A 16,843-nucleotide genomic window follows, 5' to 3' on the forward strand; every position below is an offset into this window, starting at 1 on the left:
GTGCCGCGACCCCCGGCATAGTAGGGTGTCGATGCCACGCTCGGTGATCATCAGGAGACGCCCGCGCGGGCCTCTCGGGACTCTCTTGTGGAGCGAAGTGCGGTCAGTTCGAGATGTCGGCTCAGCTCGATGCCGGAGCGGCGACGAGGAGGATGCGGTCCTGCCGGACGATGAGGGCCCGACCGTCCGCGCCGACGGCCAGGAACTCGCGTCCGCCGGCCGAGTCGAACTCCTCGAGGACCTGACGTCGGCAGCGTGACCGGTCGCAGCTCCACAGGACCTGCTGCCAGTGCTCGGGCTGTTCCCGCTCGGCCGGCGCGCCGACGGTGATGTGCGGTCCTTGCCGCCGGGTCGTCGCCTCGGCCGCGGTGGCGTAGACGCGGGATCCGGCGACCGCCAGCGCTCCCGAATCGGGCGACACCTCGCCGCTGTCCAGCGATCTCATCTGCTCGCCGATCCGCAACATGCCCGGTTGAAATGCGCTGACCTGATCGGTGAAGGTGGCCGGCGCCGCCCAGACCTCGCCGGGCTCACCGGCGAAGACCCACGTGTTCCGTGCCGCGGCGCAGGTGATCGGAGCGCAGGTCACCAGCACGGCCCCCAGCCCGGTCCGGACGGCGGCCACCGGGCGCCCGTCGGCGCCGATCGACAGCCGGGCCCGCTGTCCATCCTGGTATCCGTCGCCCGGCATGCGCTCGACGGCGCCGGCCGGGTGCCGCTGCGGTCTTGCGCACGCGACGTCCGCGCACCGGACGAAGGTGACCCGGTAGGTCGCCTTTCCCGGCCGGTTCTCCGCGGAGGGCATCGCCAGGACGAACCAGACGGCATCGTCGGGAGCGACCGCGACGGCGAGTTCCGGCCATCCGAAGGCCTCGTCGGCCGAGGCTCGGACGGGCAGCCACGCCTCCCGGCAGCCGTCCCGGGTGCACCGCGCGTAGTGAACGAACGGTCCGCCGTTGTCCTGAGCGCCGGTCAGGGCGGCCTTGACGACGGTGTCGCCGTCCGCGCTGATTCCGGCGCTGCCGCGGCCGTCCATCACCGCCGGCCCGCCGTCGTGGGAGACGTAGCGGTCACACACGTCGTTGTCGCAGAACCGGGCTCCGGTGAAGGTCGCGATGACCGGATGCCGCCCCGCCGGCCAGGCCACGGCCGCCGCGCCGCCCGGGGCGTCGGCGTGTGACCGCACGGTCGGCAGGCCGAGGGGGTCCGCGGCCGCGACGCCGGCCGGTGCCAGCACCGCGACGACCATCGCCGCCGCCCCGAACCACGGCCGGCGGGCCGGACCGCCGGCCAGCTCGGCCAACAGCGCGTCGACGGCCGCCAGGTCGGTGGACTCCCACCCGCCCGACGTGTCCCGCGGCAAGAGGTAGACGTGGGCGAGGATGCCGGCCTGCACGGCGATCAGGCCGGTGAACAGCGCCGCCTCGATCACCCGCGCCGCGACGGGCAGGGTCGCGGCCGGCAGGACCCGGTCGCCCAGGTACGCCAGAAACAGCGGAACGGCGACCCCGCCCAGCAGGAACGCCCCAGCTGTGCCCGCCACCCGGCCGCGGGTCAGCGTCCAGTCGAAACCGCCGAGCTGGTGCGATATCAGGCCGACCAGCATTCGCGCACACACCACGCCCGCGGCCACCAGCGCGCCGAGGACCAGGACGAGACCCACCCCGCCGCCGACCGCGCCGGCAAGACCGGCGACCGCCCACAGCGTCAGCAGGGTGGCGGCGACCGCCGCGCACATGCCGGCGGCGAACACCGGGAAGTGCCGCAACGCGGCCAGGATCGCCTTCCGCGGACGCACGGCATGACCGCGCACCGCGCCCGTCGCCACCAGGGCCGCGGCGGAGAGCGCCAGCAGCCAGAACGCCGCAACCAGGCCCAGCCTCATCCAGGCGAGCACCTCGCTGCCTCCGCCCGGGATCGTCGCGTCGCCGTTGACGATCACCATCCGGTCGCGGCCGAGGAGGAGATCCAGCACGAACAGCCCGATCGATGCCGGCGCCAGGACGGGCAGCAGGACGGCCAGCAACGGCCGGCGATGGACCCAGGCCGACCGGTAGCCGGCCAGAGCATTGCCTATCAATCCATGCGAATCGGGCGACGACGAGGACACCGCGCGACGATAGCGGAAAGATCTTGGTGTACTGCGTCGTGAGCAGGGGATATGCCGATGCAGGCAGCGGGACTGACCGGTCATCCCACACTTCCCGAACGGTTGGCGCGTCAGTGAAGCCGACCTGTCACTCTTCGGCGGTTCAGGATTCCGCGCGGATCGCGCCACGACGGTAAACCGGATCCCGAGCCACGTCCGGCTTGCCCCGGTATTAGGTTGTTCGCATGCCGTCCGGGGAGCAAGCCGCCGATGAGCCGAACGAGGGCCGGGACCTCGAAGTCGGACTCAGCCTGCGGTCCTGGGCCGAAGCGCACGCGGCATCGCTGAACCTGGAACTCGAAGGCCCGCTCGACGCGCCGGGCATGGACCCCACCTGGATTCTCCGGATGTCCGGACCCCTGCTCGAAGCCGAGTTGCACCTGTTCCACGGGCCGCGGGTGGATGTCGCGGCATTCCTGACCCGACGCCCGCAGGCCGGGATGTTCGTCGGCGGTGAGGACGACATCACGGAAAAGCGGCTGACGGCGATGCTCGACGGACTCGAACGGATGAATCTGGGAGATTCCGCACCGACCTGGCTGCGGTCGACCTCGGGCCTATGAACGCCGCGGAGACCACGCCGTCCGGCGCGGGGGGCGCCGGGGTGTCGGTGCGCCTCGGCCCGACGACCACCTCCGACAGCGTCGCCCTGTTGCCGTCCAATCAGGAGATCTTCGTGGGGTGCGAGGTGAAGGGGCGGACCTGCAGCCACCGCCGACCGCTGCGCCGCCAGAATGGCGGCATGAAGGTCAGGAAGAGTCCGGTGCTGTGCGGAGGACGCAGGTGACGGCCGTCCGAGCGCGTGTCACCTTCCTGCGAACCGACGAAGGTGGCCGTTTCACCCCGGCGGCGGACGGCTATCGGCCACAGATACGACTGGGCTCCTTGTTCACCAGCTGCATCGTCCGTTCTCCCGTCCCGGGCGAGACATTCGATCTGGGACTCTCCTATGACGTCGACATCGAGCTTGTGTTCGAGGCGCTTCACGCCGACCGGTTCCCTCCAAAGGACGGCGTGCAACTGTACGAAGGCAGCAAGCTCGTTGCGAGAGGCCGGTTCATCGACGATCCGAGATGACGCCGTTGAGTTCCGACGACTTCAGTCCACGCGACCGTGCGGCATCCTCGGACGCCATGAGTAGAGCCCCTGCAACCGCAGAGATGGCCGGACACTCCTGCTCGGCGCGTACACCCGCACGGTTCTGATCTCGGCGTGGGTCAGGTCGTAGTCCTCCGCGACGCTCGCCGCGACCGTCGCTGGTCAAGACCTTCCGGCCCCCGCTTGGAAATGTGATATCAGTTTGCTAGTCTCGAGACATCATCACCCCCGAAGGAGCCTTACATGACGGAACACCTTGACCTGCCCGCCCCGCAGGTACGCGAGCGCATCGCCCGGGGCGCCTCGGGCTGGCCGGTCCTCGCGACGTCCGTCCTGCTGATCCTCATGAGCTTCGTCACCTTCGTGGTCGGCGTGCAGCAGGGGAGCACCGCGGTCATCGTCGGCCTCATCGCCCTCAGCATCCTGTTCGGACTGACCGCCCTGATCGGCTTCGCCGGCCTCACCGCCGTCGCGCCCGGTGAGGCCCGCGTCCTTCAGCTCCTCGGTCGCTACACCGGCACCGTCCGCACCGACGGACTCCGCTGGGTCAACCCGCTCACGGCCCGGCGCAAGGTCTCCACCCGCATCCGCAACCACGAGACCGACGTGCTCAAGGTCAACGACGCCGACGGCAACCCCATCGAGATCGCCGCTGTCGTCGTCTGGCACGTCGAGGACACCGCTCGCGCCGTCTTCGAGGTCGACGATTTCATCGAGTTCGTCGCCATCCAGACCGAGACGGCCGTCCGGCACATCGCCAACAGCTACTCCTACGACTCACACGACACCGCCCTGAAGTCCCTGCGCGACAACGCCGACGAGATCACCGCCCGGCTGTCGGAGGAGATCGGCGTGCGGGTCGCCGCCGCGGGAGTGAAGATCATCGAGTCCCGCCTGACCCGCCTCGCCTACTCGCCCGAGATCGCACACGCCATGCTCCGCAGGCAGCAGGCGAACGCGATCGTCGCGGCCCGGACCCGCATCGTCGAAGGCGCGGTGGGCATGGTGGAGATGGCGCTGCTCCGCCTCGCGGAGAACCACGTCGTCGACCTCGACGAGGAACGTAAGGCCGCGATGGTCAGCAACCTGCTGGTGGTCCTGTGCGGCGACAGGGACGCCCAGCCCGTGGTCAACGCGGGCACCCTCTACTCCTAGGCGCATGGCTACCGAACGGAAGAAGCTTCTCCTCCGGCTCGATCCCGCCGTGCACGACGCACTCGCGCGCTGGGCCGCGGACGAGCTCCGCAGCGCGAACGCCCAGATCGAGTATCTGCTGCGCAAGGCGCTCGCCGACGCCGGCCGGCTGCCCGGGGGAGTCGGCCGGATGCGCGGACCCGGCCGGCCCCCCGCAACACCCGAACCGGAGGAAGAGTGACATGACAGTTCCCGGCAGCCTCCCGCAGCGCATCTTCCTGCTGGCCTACAGCCCGGAGAAGGGCAGGGTCCGGATGGGCACCAACCTCGGCGCCATGCTGCGCGCCGCGGCCCTCGCCGACCTCTACCTCGGCGGCCACCTCACCGACGAACGCGGCCGCCCCGCCGTCGGCGTCCGGCACCCCTGCCACGATCCGGTCCTCGAGGCGCTCCTCGAGGAGATCGCCGGCGCCAGGCCGCGCAGGTGGCACTCCTGGGTCGGCCGCCGGCAGCGCCCCGCCGTCAGTGCGGTACGCCGGCAGCTCGGCGACGGCGGCTGGGTCCGCCTCGAACCCCGCAGGATCCTCGGGCTGTTTCCCACGACCAAGGTGACAATCCGCGACCCCCGCGTCCGCAAGGAGCTCCTCGGCCGGGTCAACGCCGCCCTGAAGACACCCGTCGGCAGGGTCGAGGCCGCCGACGCGGCGCTCGTGGCCATCGTCGCCGCGGGTGACCTCCGGCTCGTCCTGGACCGCAAGACCCTACGCGCCAACAAGCGGCGCATCCAGGAACTCACCGAGCTCAGCGGACCGGCCGGCCCCGCCCTGCGCAAATCGATCCGGGACGCCGCCGCCAGCAGCGCGGGCGGTTAGCCCCGCCCCCGTGATCCGGGGGTGTTTCTGCTGGTGGTTGGCGGTTGGCACGGGCGGATTACGGTCGTGCCGGTGTCACGTCGTCGTCGCCACCACCCGCCCCGCCGCCGGCCGCAGCAACCGAACCCCTTTCCGGTACCGGAGCAGCGCGAACCGGCCCCGCCGGTGAGTGACCTGCTGCCCTGGCACGCGATCCGGTGGGCCCTGGTCATCGATACCGTGGTCATGTTCGTCGCGGTGGCCGCCGCCGGCCTCGCGGTGGACGAGGACCCGGAGACGATGCCGGTCTGGCCGCTGCTGCTGGTGGCGATCCCGGTGTTCGCGGCGCTGCGCGCGTCCCTGCGCCGCTCCCGCGACGTGCTGTCGGTCCTGCGGAACATGCTCGCCCCGATGGCCGCGGTGTTCGTCCTGGGCATCGCCCAGTTGCCGTTGTTGTACCCGTTGTGGTTGATCGACGAGCACACCATGGGTTACGCGTTCGTCGCCATCTTCGTGGGCACCCTGGTCGGCGGCGGTTCGATCCTCATCCTGCTCCTGATGGGCTGGGCGACGCTGTTCTTCGCGATCGGGGCATCGCCCGGGACCGGCGTGGTGCGGCGGTCGCTGGTCGGCCTGCTGTTCCTGTTCATGCTCATGACCGCGTCCGGTATCGCGCTCGGCTCCGACGGGCCGCAGGGCCGCGGCATCGGCACGGTGCTCATCCGGTTGGTCTGGGCCGAGCCCACCTCGCCCTGGCTGTGGGCCGGACGGATCGGCGCGCTCGGCCTGATCGTCGTCGTGGTGATGCTGTACCGGACCTTCGGGGCGTCGCGACGCCCGAAGCTGCCTGCCTGACGGATTCCGGATCAGATGGCTTCCGGTACGACCTCGGCGTACCGCTTGCGCAGCAGATCGAGGACGGGGTGACCGGTGTCGAAGCGGGTCGCGTCGATCGCGGCGACCGGCCGGACGCCCCCGGCCGAGTTGAGGGAGAAGGCGGTGGTCATGCCGGCCAGCCGGGGCAGGCTGACCGGCTCGGTGCGCTGCGGCCCGTCGTACGCGGCGGCCAGCAGCCGTGCCGTCACGCCGGGCAGCACCTCGGCCAGCGGCCAGATCAGGCTCTCGCCGTCGAAGAAGCCGACGTTCCAGGTGACGCCCTCGGAGACCAGGCCGTCCGGGCCGACGAACAGCGCGTCGTCGTAGCCGTCCTGCTGGGCGCGGCGCCGCTCGAACAGCGGGCCGAAGAGTCCGGTGTGCTTCACCGCGGGCAGGTCGCGAACGTAGCGGGCGGACCGTACGCGCAGGGGCGGTTGATCCTCCGGCGGGGCCGGGCGGGTGGTGATCAGCAGCTCCGGGTCGGCCGGCGCGGCCGGCCGGGCGAGTGACAGGCCCGGGTCGGTCACCGTGACCCGGACGGTGACCGGTCCCTCGAGGCCGGCCACCGCGGCGCGGATCCGCTCACGGAGGTCCGCGGTGTGCAGTTCGGCGGAGAACAGGGTGGCGCAGTCGCTGACCAGGCGGTCCAGGTGCATTCCCAGTCCGCGGACCCGGCCGGCCTCCACGCGCATGGTGGTGAAGTGCCCGTAGTTGGTCAGCGCCAGGCTCTCGATCGCCGTCATGGCCGCCAGTCTGACATCGCCCGGTGCCGGTCTGTCCGGTCTGCCGGACCTCGCCCGCCGAATCTAGCAATTCGCCTATCCGGCGGTGCCGTCTCATGATGCTGACAATTGCCGAGCGAACGGGCGGTCATGACAGCGGTCATCAATGCCATCGAGTCGACCGTCGAGGTACGCGACCCGCTGTTCCGCATCGGTCAGCTGCTGGACGCCGGCACCGAGACGCTGCTGAACGAGCCCGACGACCTCGGCGTGCAGACCGCGCGCGGCCGGATCTCCGGCAGCGACGTCGTGGTGTTCTGCACCGACGGCACCCGGATGGGCGGCGCGATGGGCCACGACGGTTGCGTGCGCATCGCCGCGGCCATCGACCTGGCGGTCGCGCAGCGCCTGCCGGTGATCGGGATCTGGCACTCCGGCGGCGCGCGGCTGGCCGAGGGCGTGCACTCGATGGACGGTGTCGGCAAGGTCTTCGCCGCGATGGTCCGGGCCTCGGGGCGGGTGCCGCAGCTGTCCGTCGTGGTCGGCCCGGCGGCGGGCGGCGCCGCGTACGGGCCGGCGCTCACCGACGTGGTGATCATGTCGAGGGCCGGTCGCATCTTCGTCACCGGCCCGGAGGTGGTCCGGGCCGTGACCGGCGAGGACATCGACCAGGAGGGCCTCGGCGGGCCGGTGTCGCACGGCAGACACTCCGGGGTCGTGCACGTGGTCGCCGCCGACGAGCCGGACGCGTACGCGCGGTGCCGCCGGCTGGTCACGCTGCTCGCCGTGCCGGGGCGATTCGACCTGGGCTCGGCGGCCGCGCCGATGCCGGCGGTGGCGTTGCCGGAGAACGTGCGCCGGGCGTACGACGTGCGGCCGGTCGCGCACGCCGTGCTGGACGACGGCTCCTTCGAGGAGTTGCAGGCCCGGTGGGCGCCGAACATCGTGATCGGGCTCGGCCGCCTCGGCGGGCGCACGGTCGGCGTCGTGGCGAACAACCCGCTGCGCCGGGGCGGCTGCCTGGACTCGCTGTCCGCGGAGAAGGCGGCGCGGTTCGTGCGGCTGTGCGACGCGTTCGCCGTCCCCCTGGTGGTGCTGGTCGACGTGCCCGGCTACCTGCCCGGCGTGGACCAGGAGCTGGGCGGGGTGGTGCGCCGCGGCGCCAAGTTGCTGCACGCGTTCGCCGAGGCCGTGGTGCCCCGGGTGACGCTGCACCTGCGCAAGGCGTACGGCGGCGCGTACATCGCGATGAACTCCCGCGCGCTCGGCGCGACGCGCGTGTTCGCCTGGCCGACCGCCGAGGTCGCGGTGATGGGCGCGAAGGCGGCCGTCGGCATCCTCAAGCGCCGCGAGCTTGCCGCCGCGCCCGCCCATGAGCGGGCCGAGTTGGAGGCGCGCTTGATCGCCGAGCACGAGAAGGTCGCCGGCGGGGTGGACCGCGCGGCCGAACTGGGCCTGATCGACGAGGTGATCGAGCCGGCGCAGACCCGCCTGAAGATCGCCGAGGCGCTGGCCGGCGCACCCGCGGCCCGCGGCGTCCATGGGAACATTCCGCTCTGACGGGGATTGTCAACCCCTAGAAGACCGTAACCGCCCCTGGCTATCGGATCGATCTACGGGTATTCCGCGGTCCGGTTTTCCTCACAATTGACGAGTGACGATCGCCGGCGACAGGTACGCGACGTGCCGTGCCGTGCCGGTCGCCTCGTGACGCGCCTGGCGACGGCGGATCCCGTGCCGGCGGGGCGCCAGGAGTGCGAGCGGCGGCTCACCGCCATGCTTGACGCGGCCGTTGCGGGCCGGCCCTGCCTGGCGACGCTGCCCGGACACTGCGGCAACGGCCAGCAGGCCCTGGTACGCCGGCTCATCCGTGCCGGCGCGGACCGCGGCCTGCTCGTGCTCGAGGCCGGCGCCGGCCGCGCCGAGCACCGCGTGCCGTACGCGGGGGTGCGCCGCATGATCGGCAGCCTGACCGGCGTCGACCCCGACCGCGAGGCCCGGCCGGGGTGCCCGCCGCCCGGCCTGCGCGAGGCCGTCAACGCGCTGCGCGACCGGCCCGCCCTCATCGTCATCCGCGACTCGCGCCGGCTGGACGCGCCCTCGCGGCGCTGGCTGCGGGCCTTCGTCCGGCGCCTGCCCGGCCGGGGTGCCGCGGTGCTCTTCGGCGGTGTACACGTGGCCGAGGAGGCCGACTGGCTGGGCGTGCGGGCGCTGCACGACCTGATCCCGGTGGCCGACGTCGAGCTGCGCGATCTCACCTCGTGCGAGGTCGAACGCGGCATCGAGGCCGCCCTCGGCGCCGCGCCGGACGCCGGGTTCACCGACGCCACGGCGCGGCTCAGCGCGGGCCGCCCGGACGTGCTGGACGACATGCTCCGGCTGCTGCGCGCGGGCCGGCGCGAACCGGTGTCCGCCGCGGTGCCCGAGCTGGACGGCGCGGCCGCCTCGGCGTGGGCCGAGCGCGTCTCGTACGTGCTGCGCGAGTTGGGCGACGACGCGACCGCGGCGCTGCGGGCGGTGGCGGTCTGCGACGGCCTGCTCGACCTGCCGCTGGTGTACACGCTGGTCGAGCCGTTCACGATGAGCGCCGACCGGATGCGTGCGGTGCTGGACGCGAGCGGGCTCACCGTGGCCGACGGCGACCGGCTGCGGATCGTCGCGCCGCAGGTGACCGACCGGCTGCTCGCCGACCTGCCCGCCGGGGAGCGGGCCGACCTGCACGCCCGCGCGGCCGGGCTGGCGCACCTGGCCGGCGCGGCCGACGAACACGTGGCCGGACTCCTGCTGCCGGCCCGCCCGGTCGGCGCCCGCTGGGCGGTGCACCGGCTGCGCCAGAGCTCCGCCGCGCTGTGCCGGCTGGGCCGCTACCAGCGCGCCCGCGAGCACCTGTCCCGGGCCCTCGACGAGCCCCTCGACCCGGAGCTGCGTTCCCGGCTCGGCATCGAGCTGGCCGGCGTCGAGGCGGTGACCGCCCCGGAGGCGAGCGACCGCCGGCTCACCGAACTCGCCCGGCTCGACGGCTCCGGGTCCGTACCGGCCGCGGTATCGGCGATCGACCTGTGCCTGGCCCGCGGCGACGCCGACCGGGCCCGGCGATCGGTGCTGCACGTGCTCGAACACGGCGGTGGTGTGCTGCAGGAGCGGCTGCTCGCGCTCGGCGCGCTGGCCGACGGGATGCGCTCGTGCCCGGCCGAGCCGGCCCTGCCCCGCATGCCGGCGCTGCCCGCGCCGCCGGTGGACCCGATGCAGGCCGGCGCCGCCGCGTTGAGCCTGGCCGTACGGGGGCTGGACCGCCCGGCCGTGGTGTCGCTGGCCCGCCGGGCGCTTGGCGCACGGGACGGCGAGGTGATGCCGCGGCTGGCCGCGTGCCAGGCGCTGGTCCTGGCCGATGAGCTGGACGACGCCGAGGCGGCCCTGGACCATCTGATCGACAGGTTGCGCGGCGGGCACGCCAACGCGGCGCTGAGCCGGGCGCTGGTGGCCCGGGCCGAACTGCATCTGCGTCGCGGCCTGATCGACCTGGCCACCCGCGACGCTCGCCACGCCGAGCAGGTCCTGCCGATGAGCAGCTGGCACCCGCTGGTGCTGCCGCAGCTGCTGGCCCTGCGGGTCATGATCGACGTCGAGTCGGGCCGCACCGCGGCGGCCCTTGAGCTGGCCGCGTCGCCGGTGCCGGCGGGTGCCGAGGCGGGGCCCTACTGGCCGTTCCTGCTCTTCGCCCGGGCGATGACCGCGTGGGCGGACGGGCGGCCGTCCGACGCCGCCGAGCTGCTGCACCACTGCGGACGGACGCTGGTCCGGCAGGGTTGGCCCAACCCGGCGCTGCTGCCCTGGCGCGCGCTGACCGTGCACGTGTCGGTGCAGATCGGTGACCACGACGGGGCGCGCCGGATGGCGGCCGAAGAGGTCAGGCTGGCCCGCCGGTGGGGCTCGCGGGCCGCACTGGGGTGGGCCGAGCTGACCCGGCTGCTGGCGGACTCGGGCGGTGCGCGGCAGGGCGACCCGGACGAGGACGGGATCTGCGACATACACGAGGCGGTCGCCATGCTGCGCCGCCCGCACGGCCGGATCTCGCTGGGCTGGGCCCTGGCCGAGCTCGCGCAGGGCCAGCTCGCCCGCGGCGACCACGAGGCGGCGCGGCAGTCGCTCATCGTCGCCGCGGAGATCGCCGCCGGCTACCCGGCCGGGCGCCTGGCGCAGCGGCTGCGCCCCCTGCACGACGTGCTGCGCGAACACGCCACCCGGCAGGCCGTCGCGGCGCCCGGGTCACCGCCCGAGGGTCTGCTCCTGCTGCACCCGGCCTGGGCCACGCTCTCGGAGAAGGACCGGCTCGCCGCGGTGCTGGCCGGCCGCGGCAACCCCACCCGGCACATCGCGGCGCTGCTCGCGGTCTCCGAGCGCACCGTCGAGCTGCGCCTCAGCCGCGTCTACCGGGCCATGCGGCTGAGCGGGCGCCGGGAACTGCGGGCGCTGGTCCAGGCCGCCGGGAGCGGCTGAGGTGCTGATCGAGCGGCTGGCCGAGCTGAACCGCATCGGCGCCGGCCTGACCTCGGCGCGCGCCGGCCGGTCCGAGCTGCTGGTGGTGCGCGGACCGGCCGGCGTCGGCCGCTCCGCCCTGCTGCGCCGGGCCGCCGGCGGCCGGGCGCGGGTGCTGCGGGCCGCCGGCACGGTGGGCGAGCGGGACATCCCGTACGGGGTGGTGCAGCAGCTGTTCGACGGGATCTCCGCCGACGTCGACGCTGCCGGGGAAGGTGATCCGCGGGCGCTGACCGGCCTGCTCGACGGCGCGGATCCGGCGCTGCTCGTCGTCGACGATCTGCAGGCCGCCGACGAGGAGTCGCTGGCCTGGCTCGCGCGCCTCGCCGTACACCGGGACGGGCTGCGGCTGATGCTGCTCTGCGCGGTCCGCGACGGAGACGCGCACAGCGACCACCCGCTGGTGCAGGAGGTGACCGGGGCGGCCGACGCGGTGCTGCGCCCGGCGCCGCTGTCGCTCGGGGCCGCGCGCCAGCTGCTGCACGGTGCGATCGGCGCGGCGGTGGACGACACGTTCGCCGTCGCCTGCCACACCTCCGCGGCGGGCAGCCCGCTGCTGCTCACCGCGCTGGCCACGTACGTACTCGGCGCCGGACTCCCACCCGACGCCGAGCACGCCGGAGACATCCGCGACGCGGTGCCGCCGGAACTGCGCGACCGGCTGGCGGGCCTGCTCGCCGGGCAGGGCGACACGGTACGCGCGATCGCCCGTGCCGTCGCCGTGCTCGGCGAGCAGGCGGAGCCCGAACTGATCGGCCGCCTCGCCGGTGCGGACGCCGTCGACGTGGTCGCCGGGCTGCGGGCGCTGCGCGAGCTCGGTCTGGTCGCCCGTGCCGGGCGTCCGCGCTTCACCCATCCGGCGGTGCGGGCCGCGGCCGAGTCCGACCTGCCGATGGCCGCCCGGCTGAGTGCACACGAGGCCGCCGCCGAGCTGCTGCACCGCGACGGCCACCCTGCCGAGCAGGTGGCCCGGCACCTGATGGCGGTGCCGGCCCTGCACCGGCCCTGGTCGGTGGATGTGCTGCGCACCGCCGCCGGCGCGGCCCAGGACCGCGGCGCACCCGAGATCGCCGTGGAATATCTGCGGCGTGCGCTGCTGACCAGCTCCGAGATGGGTCCCGACCGGGCCTGGCTGTTGCTGGACCTGGCCCGCGCCCTGCACGACTCCGACCCGGAGGCCGCCGAGCGGCTGGTCGACCAGGCCGTGTGGCTCTTCGACGATCCGCGCGATCGTGCCGCCGCGGCGCTGCGCATCGCGCCCGCCGTGCTGAACCCGGACCGGCCGTCGGTGGTCGACCTGTTCCGCCGGGTGGCGCACGACCTCGGCGCCGGGCCGGCGGCCGACACCGCCGCCCGCGCCGCCCAGCTCGGCCTGGAGGCCCGGTTGCGCCAGGCCGGCCTGCACGAGCCGGACGAGCTGAGCAGCGCCGTGGCCCGGCTGAGCGAACTGGGCGGCGGGTCCACCTGGGACTCGGTGGCGGAGCGTCAGCTCGTCGCGGTGCTGTTGCAGGCCGCCGTGGTGACCGGCGGGCTGCCCGCCGAGGCGGTCGCGGGGCTGGGCGAGAAGCTCCTCGAGGAGGAGACGCCGCGCTCGGCGCACCCGCAGCCGACCGTGACCCTCGCCGTGCTCGCGCTGACCGCCGCGGACAGGCTGGAGGCCGCCGCACGATGGTTGTTCCCCGGCACCGGCCCGGCGGGGCCGCGCCTGCCGGTGGCCGCCGAGGCCCGGCTCGATGCGCTGCGGGCGGTGGTCCTGCTCGGGCGGGGCCGGTTGACTGCGGCCCGCCTCTGCGCGGAACGGGCCGCGCACCGGGCCGCGCCGTGCTCGGAGACGGCGACAATCGCGCTGGGTGCGCTCGCCTGGGTGGCGATGGAGATCCAGGACGCCACCCTGGCCGACAGCGTGGCCGCGCGGCTGTGCCCCGATTCGCCGGCGCCGGACGCCGTCCGGCGCTACCTGCGCGCGTACGCGGACTCCCGGCGCGGAAATCTGCGCGAGGCGCTGGCGGAGGTGCTGTCGGTCGGCGAGGACCTGCGCGCCGCCGGCTGGCGTAACCCGCTGCTGATGCCCTGGCGTATCTACGCGGCGGTGTTGCAGCACCGCCTCGGTGACCGGAAGGGCGCCGTGGCCGTGCTCGACGAGGAGTACGCGGTCGCGTTGTCCTGGGGCGCGCCGTCCCAGCTGGGCCGCGTGCTGAGGGTCCGGGGCGAGGTCGAGGGCGGCCCGCGGGGCACCGAGCTCCTGCGCGAATCGATCGCCGTGCTGCGCCGGTCGAGCAACCGGCTGGAGCTCGCCCGGGCCCTGTTGGCCCTGGGCCGGACGTGCCCGGACACGGCCGAGGCCATCGCGGCGAGTCACGAGGGCGCCGCGATCGCGGCCGCCGGCGGCGCGCCGTGGCTCAGCGGGGCGACCCCGGTCGGTGGCCCGTCGACCATCGACGCCGCCTTGACCCCGGCGGAGCGCCTGGCCGCCTCCTTCGTGGTCGGCGGGCTGACCAATCAGGAGACGGCGGCCCTGCTGAACGTCAGCCGCCGCGCCGTGGAGAAACACCTGACCAGCTGTTATCGAAAGCTGAACGTGGCCGGCCGGGCCGAGCTGATCGATTCGCTGACCGGGGAGCATTTTCCGCGCAAAGTACGCTGACCGGTCATAGCCCGTCAGGCCGATTCCGGGCATTAATCGCGCGCATAAGCGCCAATGTCCACTATGGAATTGAATAACCGAGTCGAGCTCAGATGAAAAGTCTCCCGTGCTTTCGTGAACGGGCGCGTGCGGGCCGATGTGCCATAGGTCTCGGCCGCGGTGGCCGCCGATTGAGTGTCACATCCCACATCGCAGTTCATCATGCTTTTCGGCCGTGTTACTGAAGGTGCGTGAATTATGCGCAGAGTAATGGGGTGGTCGCCTGTTGGTGACGTGCGTACCCAGGGGTGCGGGTTCGGTGGATGGCTCGGCCGCGTCCGTAGAACCACTATGAGCTGCTGAAACAAGGTCGTGGCGGGTCGGGTCGGGGTGCTCGGCACCGTACCGGGAGGTGCTCTTCGGTGATCGCCCACCGAACCATTGATCGGCGACTACGAACGGTGGCGGAATGGCCCACGGCGCGCTTGACACACTCATTTGGCATTCCTAACATGAGCGCCAGATTGATCCCGGCGCGGCCGGGGTGCGCCGGATAATCCGTTTAGGACCCAGCGTCACCCATCGGTACGGGTATTCGAATCTGGCGCCGAAGCAAATGGGGGCTCTTCATGTTTTCCGCATCCGTCGAACACGATCATGAGGTTTTCAACGAAGAATCCCTCGCCGACGCCGCCCGCGCGACCGAAGGGCCGGGCGTCTGCATGGCCCACCTGGACCGGGCGCTGGCCATCCGGCACGCCAACCCGGAGTTCTTCCGGCGTTTCGGCGAGACTTCCGCGCAATTGTGTGGCCGGCGTTTCTCCGAGCTGATCCACCCCAGCGTGCGTACGCCGATGATGCGGAACTTCGCCCGTCTGCTCGAGGGCAAACACCACCGCTTCGCCAGCCGGGTGATCGCGGTCCGCCTGGGCGACGAGCCGTTGACCGGCACCCTGACCGGTGTCGCCGTGCAGGGCGGCGCCCCGGACGCGACCGGCGTGCTGGTGCTGATGCGCACCTCCGACCACGAGGTCGACGCCGAGTCCGCGGTCATCGGCCGCAAGAAGATCCTCAGCAAGATCGATGCGAAGATCCTCGAGGGCATCGCGGCCGGACTGTCCACCATCCCGCTCGCGGCGCGGCTGTACCTGAGCCGGCAGGGCGTCGAGTACCACGTCTCCGGGCTGCTCCGGAAGCTCCAGGTGCCGAACCGCGCCGCGCTGGTCTCGCGCGCCTACTCGATGGGCGTGCTCAACGTCGGCGTGTGGCCGCCGAAGGTCGTCGAGGACTTCATCAAGTAGCGGATCTAGGGAATCTGCGGGTTCCGTCGATCGTAGCGTCGCCTCAGTCGAGGGTCGACGGTGAAGGGATTTCAATGGCCAGGCGTGCGCTTATCACCGGAATCACCGGCCAGGACGGTTCATACCTGGCCGAACACCTGCTCAATGAGGGGTACCAGGTCTGGGGCCTGATCCGCGGGCAGGCGAACCCTCGCAAGATGCGGGTCAGCCGGCTCGCCGCCGAGCTGTCGTTCGTGGACGGCGACCTGATGGACCAGTCCAGCCTCGTCTCGGCCGTCGAGCAGGTGCAGCCCGACGAGGTCTACAACCTCGGCGCCATCTCGTTCGTGCCGATGTCCTGGCAGCAGCCGGAGCTGGTCACCGAGATCAACGGCATGGGCGTGCTGCGGGTGCTCGAGGCGATCCGGATGGTCAGCGGGCTCAACCACTCCCGCAACGGCGGCACCCAGATCCGCTTCTACCAGGCCTCCTCGTCGGAGATGTTCGGCAAGGCCTTCGAGACCCCGCAGCGCGAGTCGACACCGTTCCACCCCCGCAGCCCGTACGGCGTCGCCAAGGCCTACGGGCACTTCATCACCAAGAACTACCGCGAGTCCTTCGGCATGTACGCGGTGTCCGGGATGCTGTTCAACCACGAGTCGCCCCGCCGCGGCGCCGAGTTCGTGACCCGCAAGATCTCGCTGTCGGTGGCCCGCATCAAGCGCGGCTACCAGGACAAGCTGCACCTGGGCAACCTGGACGCGGTCCGGGACTGGGGCTTCGCCGGCGACTACGTGCGGGCCATGCACCTGATGCTGCAGCAGCCGGAGTGCGGCGACTACGTGATCGGTACCGGCCAGACGCACTCGGTCCGCGACGCCGTGCGCATCGCCTTCGAGCACGTCGGCCTGAACTGGGAGGACTACGTCGTCGTCGACCCGGCCCTGGTCCGGCCGGCCGAGGTCGAGATCCTCTGCGCCGACCCGTCCATCGCCAAGAAGCAGCTCGGCTGGGAGCCCACCCTGGACTTCCCCCAGCTCATGCAGATGATGGTCGACTGCGACCTGCTACAGGTCACCCGCGAGCACGAGTACGCCGACCTGATGCCGGCCGGCGCCTGGTAGGACGTCTCCCACAGCGAAAGGCGGGGCCCTCGACAGAGGGCGCCCGCCGTTTGTGTGTCTAGGCGGCCGGTGGCAGGTTCTCGCCCGAATGGGCCAGCGCCAGGACGGCCCGGGCGATCTCCGCGCCGTGCGGGCCGAGCCGCGCCGCGTAACGCTTCACCATCGCGTACTCCCAGGCCATCTTGCGGGCCGGCAGCCCCGCCTCGCAGCGGGCCGCATGGTGATCGCGGGCGCGCAGCGTCCGGTCGATCAGCAGCGTGATGAGCAGGTCGTCGAGGGGGTCGCAGGGCCCTCCCGCCGGATCCGGCGCGAACTTCTCCGGTGGTAACGCCGTGACGCCAGTCGTCATGAAGCGATCTTCAGCGGGCCCCGCCCGGTGATTCCCTAGAGTCACCGCGCCGGCCGGGACCTCTAGGGAATTCACCGGCCACCACGGCAGAGACTCCGATC

At 72.6% G+C, this 16,843-nt stretch carries 15 protein-coding genes; 12 read left to right on the forward strand and 3 right to left on the reverse strand.

Annotated elements, in window-relative coordinates; genetic code table 11:
* Window positions 1-121 precede the first annotated feature (121 nt).
* Window positions 122-2,026 (reverse strand): hypothetical protein, encoded by a 1,905-nt coding sequence (locus AB0B58_RS12050; protein ID WP_360221759.1) that lies wholly within the window; start codon window positions 2,024-2,026, stop codon window positions 122-124.
* Window positions 2,027-2,334: 308 nt separating this feature from the next.
* On the opposite strand from AB0B58_RS12050, the gene AB0B58_RS12055 reads away from it, so the two are divergent.
* The 7 genes from AB0B58_RS12055 (at window position 2,335) to AB0B58_RS12085 (ending at window position 6,087) form a co-directional block, all read left to right on the forward strand.
* A complete protein-coding gene (locus AB0B58_RS12055; RefSeq protein ID WP_360221762.1) occupies window positions 2,335-2,712 on the forward strand; it encodes a hypothetical protein in 378 nt (125 codons plus the stop codon).
* Complete coding sequence (locus tag AB0B58_RS12060; protein WP_360221765.1) at window positions 2,709-2,936, forward strand: hypothetical protein; 228 nt, start codon at window positions 2,709-2,711, stop codon at window positions 2,934-2,936. The genes AB0B58_RS12055 and AB0B58_RS12060 overlap by 4 nt, the downstream gene beginning before the upstream one ends.
* On the forward strand, window positions 2,933-3,226 hold the full coding sequence (locus AB0B58_RS12065) for a hypothetical protein (protein WP_360221768.1): 294 nt from the start codon (window positions 2,933-2,935) through the stop codon (window positions 3,224-3,226). The genes AB0B58_RS12060 and AB0B58_RS12065 overlap by 4 nt, the downstream gene beginning before the upstream one ends.
* Before the next feature lie 264 nt (window positions 3,227-3,490).
* Window positions 3,491-4,402: an SPFH domain-containing protein gene (locus AB0B58_RS12070; RefSeq protein WP_360221771.1), complete on the forward strand. Its 912-nt coding sequence runs from the start codon at window positions 3,491-3,493 to the stop codon at window positions 4,400-4,402.
* A gap of 4 nt (window positions 4,403-4,406) precedes the next feature.
* Window positions 4,407-4,622: a hypothetical protein gene (locus AB0B58_RS12075; RefSeq protein ID WP_360221774.1), complete on the forward strand. Its 216-nt coding sequence runs from the start codon at window positions 4,407-4,409 to the stop codon at window positions 4,620-4,622.
* A gap of 1 nt (window position 4,623) precedes the next feature.
* The gene (locus AB0B58_RS12080; protein WP_360221777.1) at window positions 4,624-5,253 is read left to right on the forward strand and encodes a GPP34 family phosphoprotein; all 630 of its coding nucleotides are present in this window, start codon (window positions 4,624-4,626) and stop codon (window positions 5,251-5,253) included.
* Window positions 5,254-5,325: 72 nt separating this feature from the next.
* Window positions 5,326-6,087 (forward strand): hypothetical protein, encoded by a 762-nt coding sequence (locus AB0B58_RS12085; protein WP_360221780.1) that lies wholly within the window; start codon window positions 5,326-5,328, stop codon window positions 6,085-6,087.
* An 11-nt stretch (window positions 6,088-6,098) separates the two neighbouring features.
* Here the strand turns inward: AB0B58_RS12085 and AB0B58_RS12090 are convergent, their stop codons facing one another.
* Window positions 6,099-6,851 carry an aminotransferase class IV gene (locus AB0B58_RS12090; protein WP_360221783.1) on the reverse strand — a complete coding sequence of 251 codons (753 nt, stop codon included), beginning with the start codon at window positions 6,849-6,851 and terminating at the stop codon, window positions 6,099-6,101.
* A gap of 129 nt (window positions 6,852-6,980) precedes the next feature.
* Between AB0B58_RS12090 and AB0B58_RS12095 the strand changes: the two genes are divergently transcribed.
* From AB0B58_RS12095 to AB0B58_RS12115, 5 genes are all read left to right on the forward strand, one after another.
* Complete coding sequence (locus AB0B58_RS12095) at window positions 6,981-8,390, forward strand: carboxyl transferase domain-containing protein (protein WP_360221786.1); 1,410 nt, start codon at window positions 6,981-6,983, stop codon at window positions 8,388-8,390.
* A gap of 147 nt (window positions 8,391-8,537) precedes the next feature.
* Entirely contained in the window at window positions 8,538-11,327 is a 2,790-nt protein-coding gene (locus AB0B58_RS12100) for a hypothetical protein (protein WP_360221789.1), read from the forward strand.
* 1 nt (window position 11,328) lies between these two features.
* Complete coding sequence (locus AB0B58_RS12105) at window positions 11,329-14,010, forward strand: LuxR C-terminal-related transcriptional regulator (protein WP_360221792.1); 2,682 nt, start codon at window positions 11,329-11,331, stop codon at window positions 14,008-14,010.
* Between the two features lie 608 nt (window positions 14,011-14,618).
* Window positions 14,619-15,290: a LuxR C-terminal-related transcriptional regulator gene (locus tag AB0B58_RS12110; protein ID WP_360221794.1), complete on the forward strand. Its 672-nt coding sequence runs from the start codon at window positions 14,619-14,621 to the stop codon at window positions 15,288-15,290.
* Window positions 15,291-15,364: 74 nt separating this feature from the next.
* A complete protein-coding gene (locus AB0B58_RS12115; protein WP_360221797.1) occupies window positions 15,365-16,393 on the forward strand; it encodes a GDP-mannose 4,6-dehydratase in 1,029 nt (342 codons plus the stop codon).
* 58 nt (window positions 16,394-16,451) lie between these two features.
* Here AB0B58_RS12115 and AB0B58_RS12120 read toward each other — a convergent pair whose 3' ends face one another.
* Entirely contained in the window at window positions 16,452-16,742 is a 291-nt protein-coding gene (locus AB0B58_RS12120; protein WP_360221800.1) for a hypothetical protein, read from the reverse strand.
* Window positions 16,743-16,843 lie beyond the last annotated feature (101 nt).

Origin of the sequence: Actinoplanes sp. NPDC049118 (genome assembly GCF_040648555.1) — a bacterium.
Classification (GTDB): domain Bacteria; phylum Actinomycetota; class Actinomycetes; order Mycobacteriales; family Micromonosporaceae; genus Actinoplanes.

Excerpts from the sequence above, each read along its gene's own strand:
- AB0B58_RS12055 (WP_360221762.1), top strand. The coding sequence starts at position 2,335 with ATGCCGTCCGGGGAGCAAGCCGCCGATGAGCCGAACGAGGGCCGGGAC.
- AB0B58_RS12090 (WP_360221783.1), bottom strand. The coding sequence starts at position 6,851 with ATGACGGCGATCGAGAGCCTGGCGCTGACCAACTACGGGCACTTCACC.
- AB0B58_RS12110 (WP_360221794.1), top strand. The coding sequence starts at position 14,619 with ATGTTTTCCGCATCCGTCGAACACGATCATGAGGTTTTCAACGAAGAA.
- AB0B58_RS12080 (WP_360221777.1), top strand. The coding sequence starts at position 4,624 with ATGACAGTTCCCGGCAGCCTCCCGCAGCGCATCTTCCTGCTGGCCTAC.
- AB0B58_RS12070 (WP_360221771.1), top strand. The coding sequence starts at position 3,491 with ATGACGGAACACCTTGACCTGCCCGCCCCGCAGGTACGCGAGCGCATC.
- AB0B58_RS12095 (WP_360221786.1), top strand. The coding sequence starts at position 6,981 with ATGACAGCGGTCATCAATGCCATCGAGTCGACCGTCGAGGTACGCGAC.
- AB0B58_RS12115 (WP_360221797.1), top strand. The coding sequence starts at position 15,365 with ATGGCCAGGCGTGCGCTTATCACCGGAATCACCGGCCAGGACGGTTCA.
- AB0B58_RS12120 (WP_360221800.1), bottom strand. The coding sequence starts at position 16,742 with ATGACGACTGGCGTCACGGCGTTACCACCGGAGAAGTTCGCGCCGGAT.
- AB0B58_RS12060 (WP_360221765.1), top strand. The coding sequence starts at position 2,709 with ATGAACGCCGCGGAGACCACGCCGTCCGGCGCGGGGGGCGCCGGGGTG.
- AB0B58_RS12075 (WP_360221774.1), top strand. The coding sequence starts at position 4,407 with ATGGCTACCGAACGGAAGAAGCTTCTCCTCCGGCTCGATCCCGCCGTG.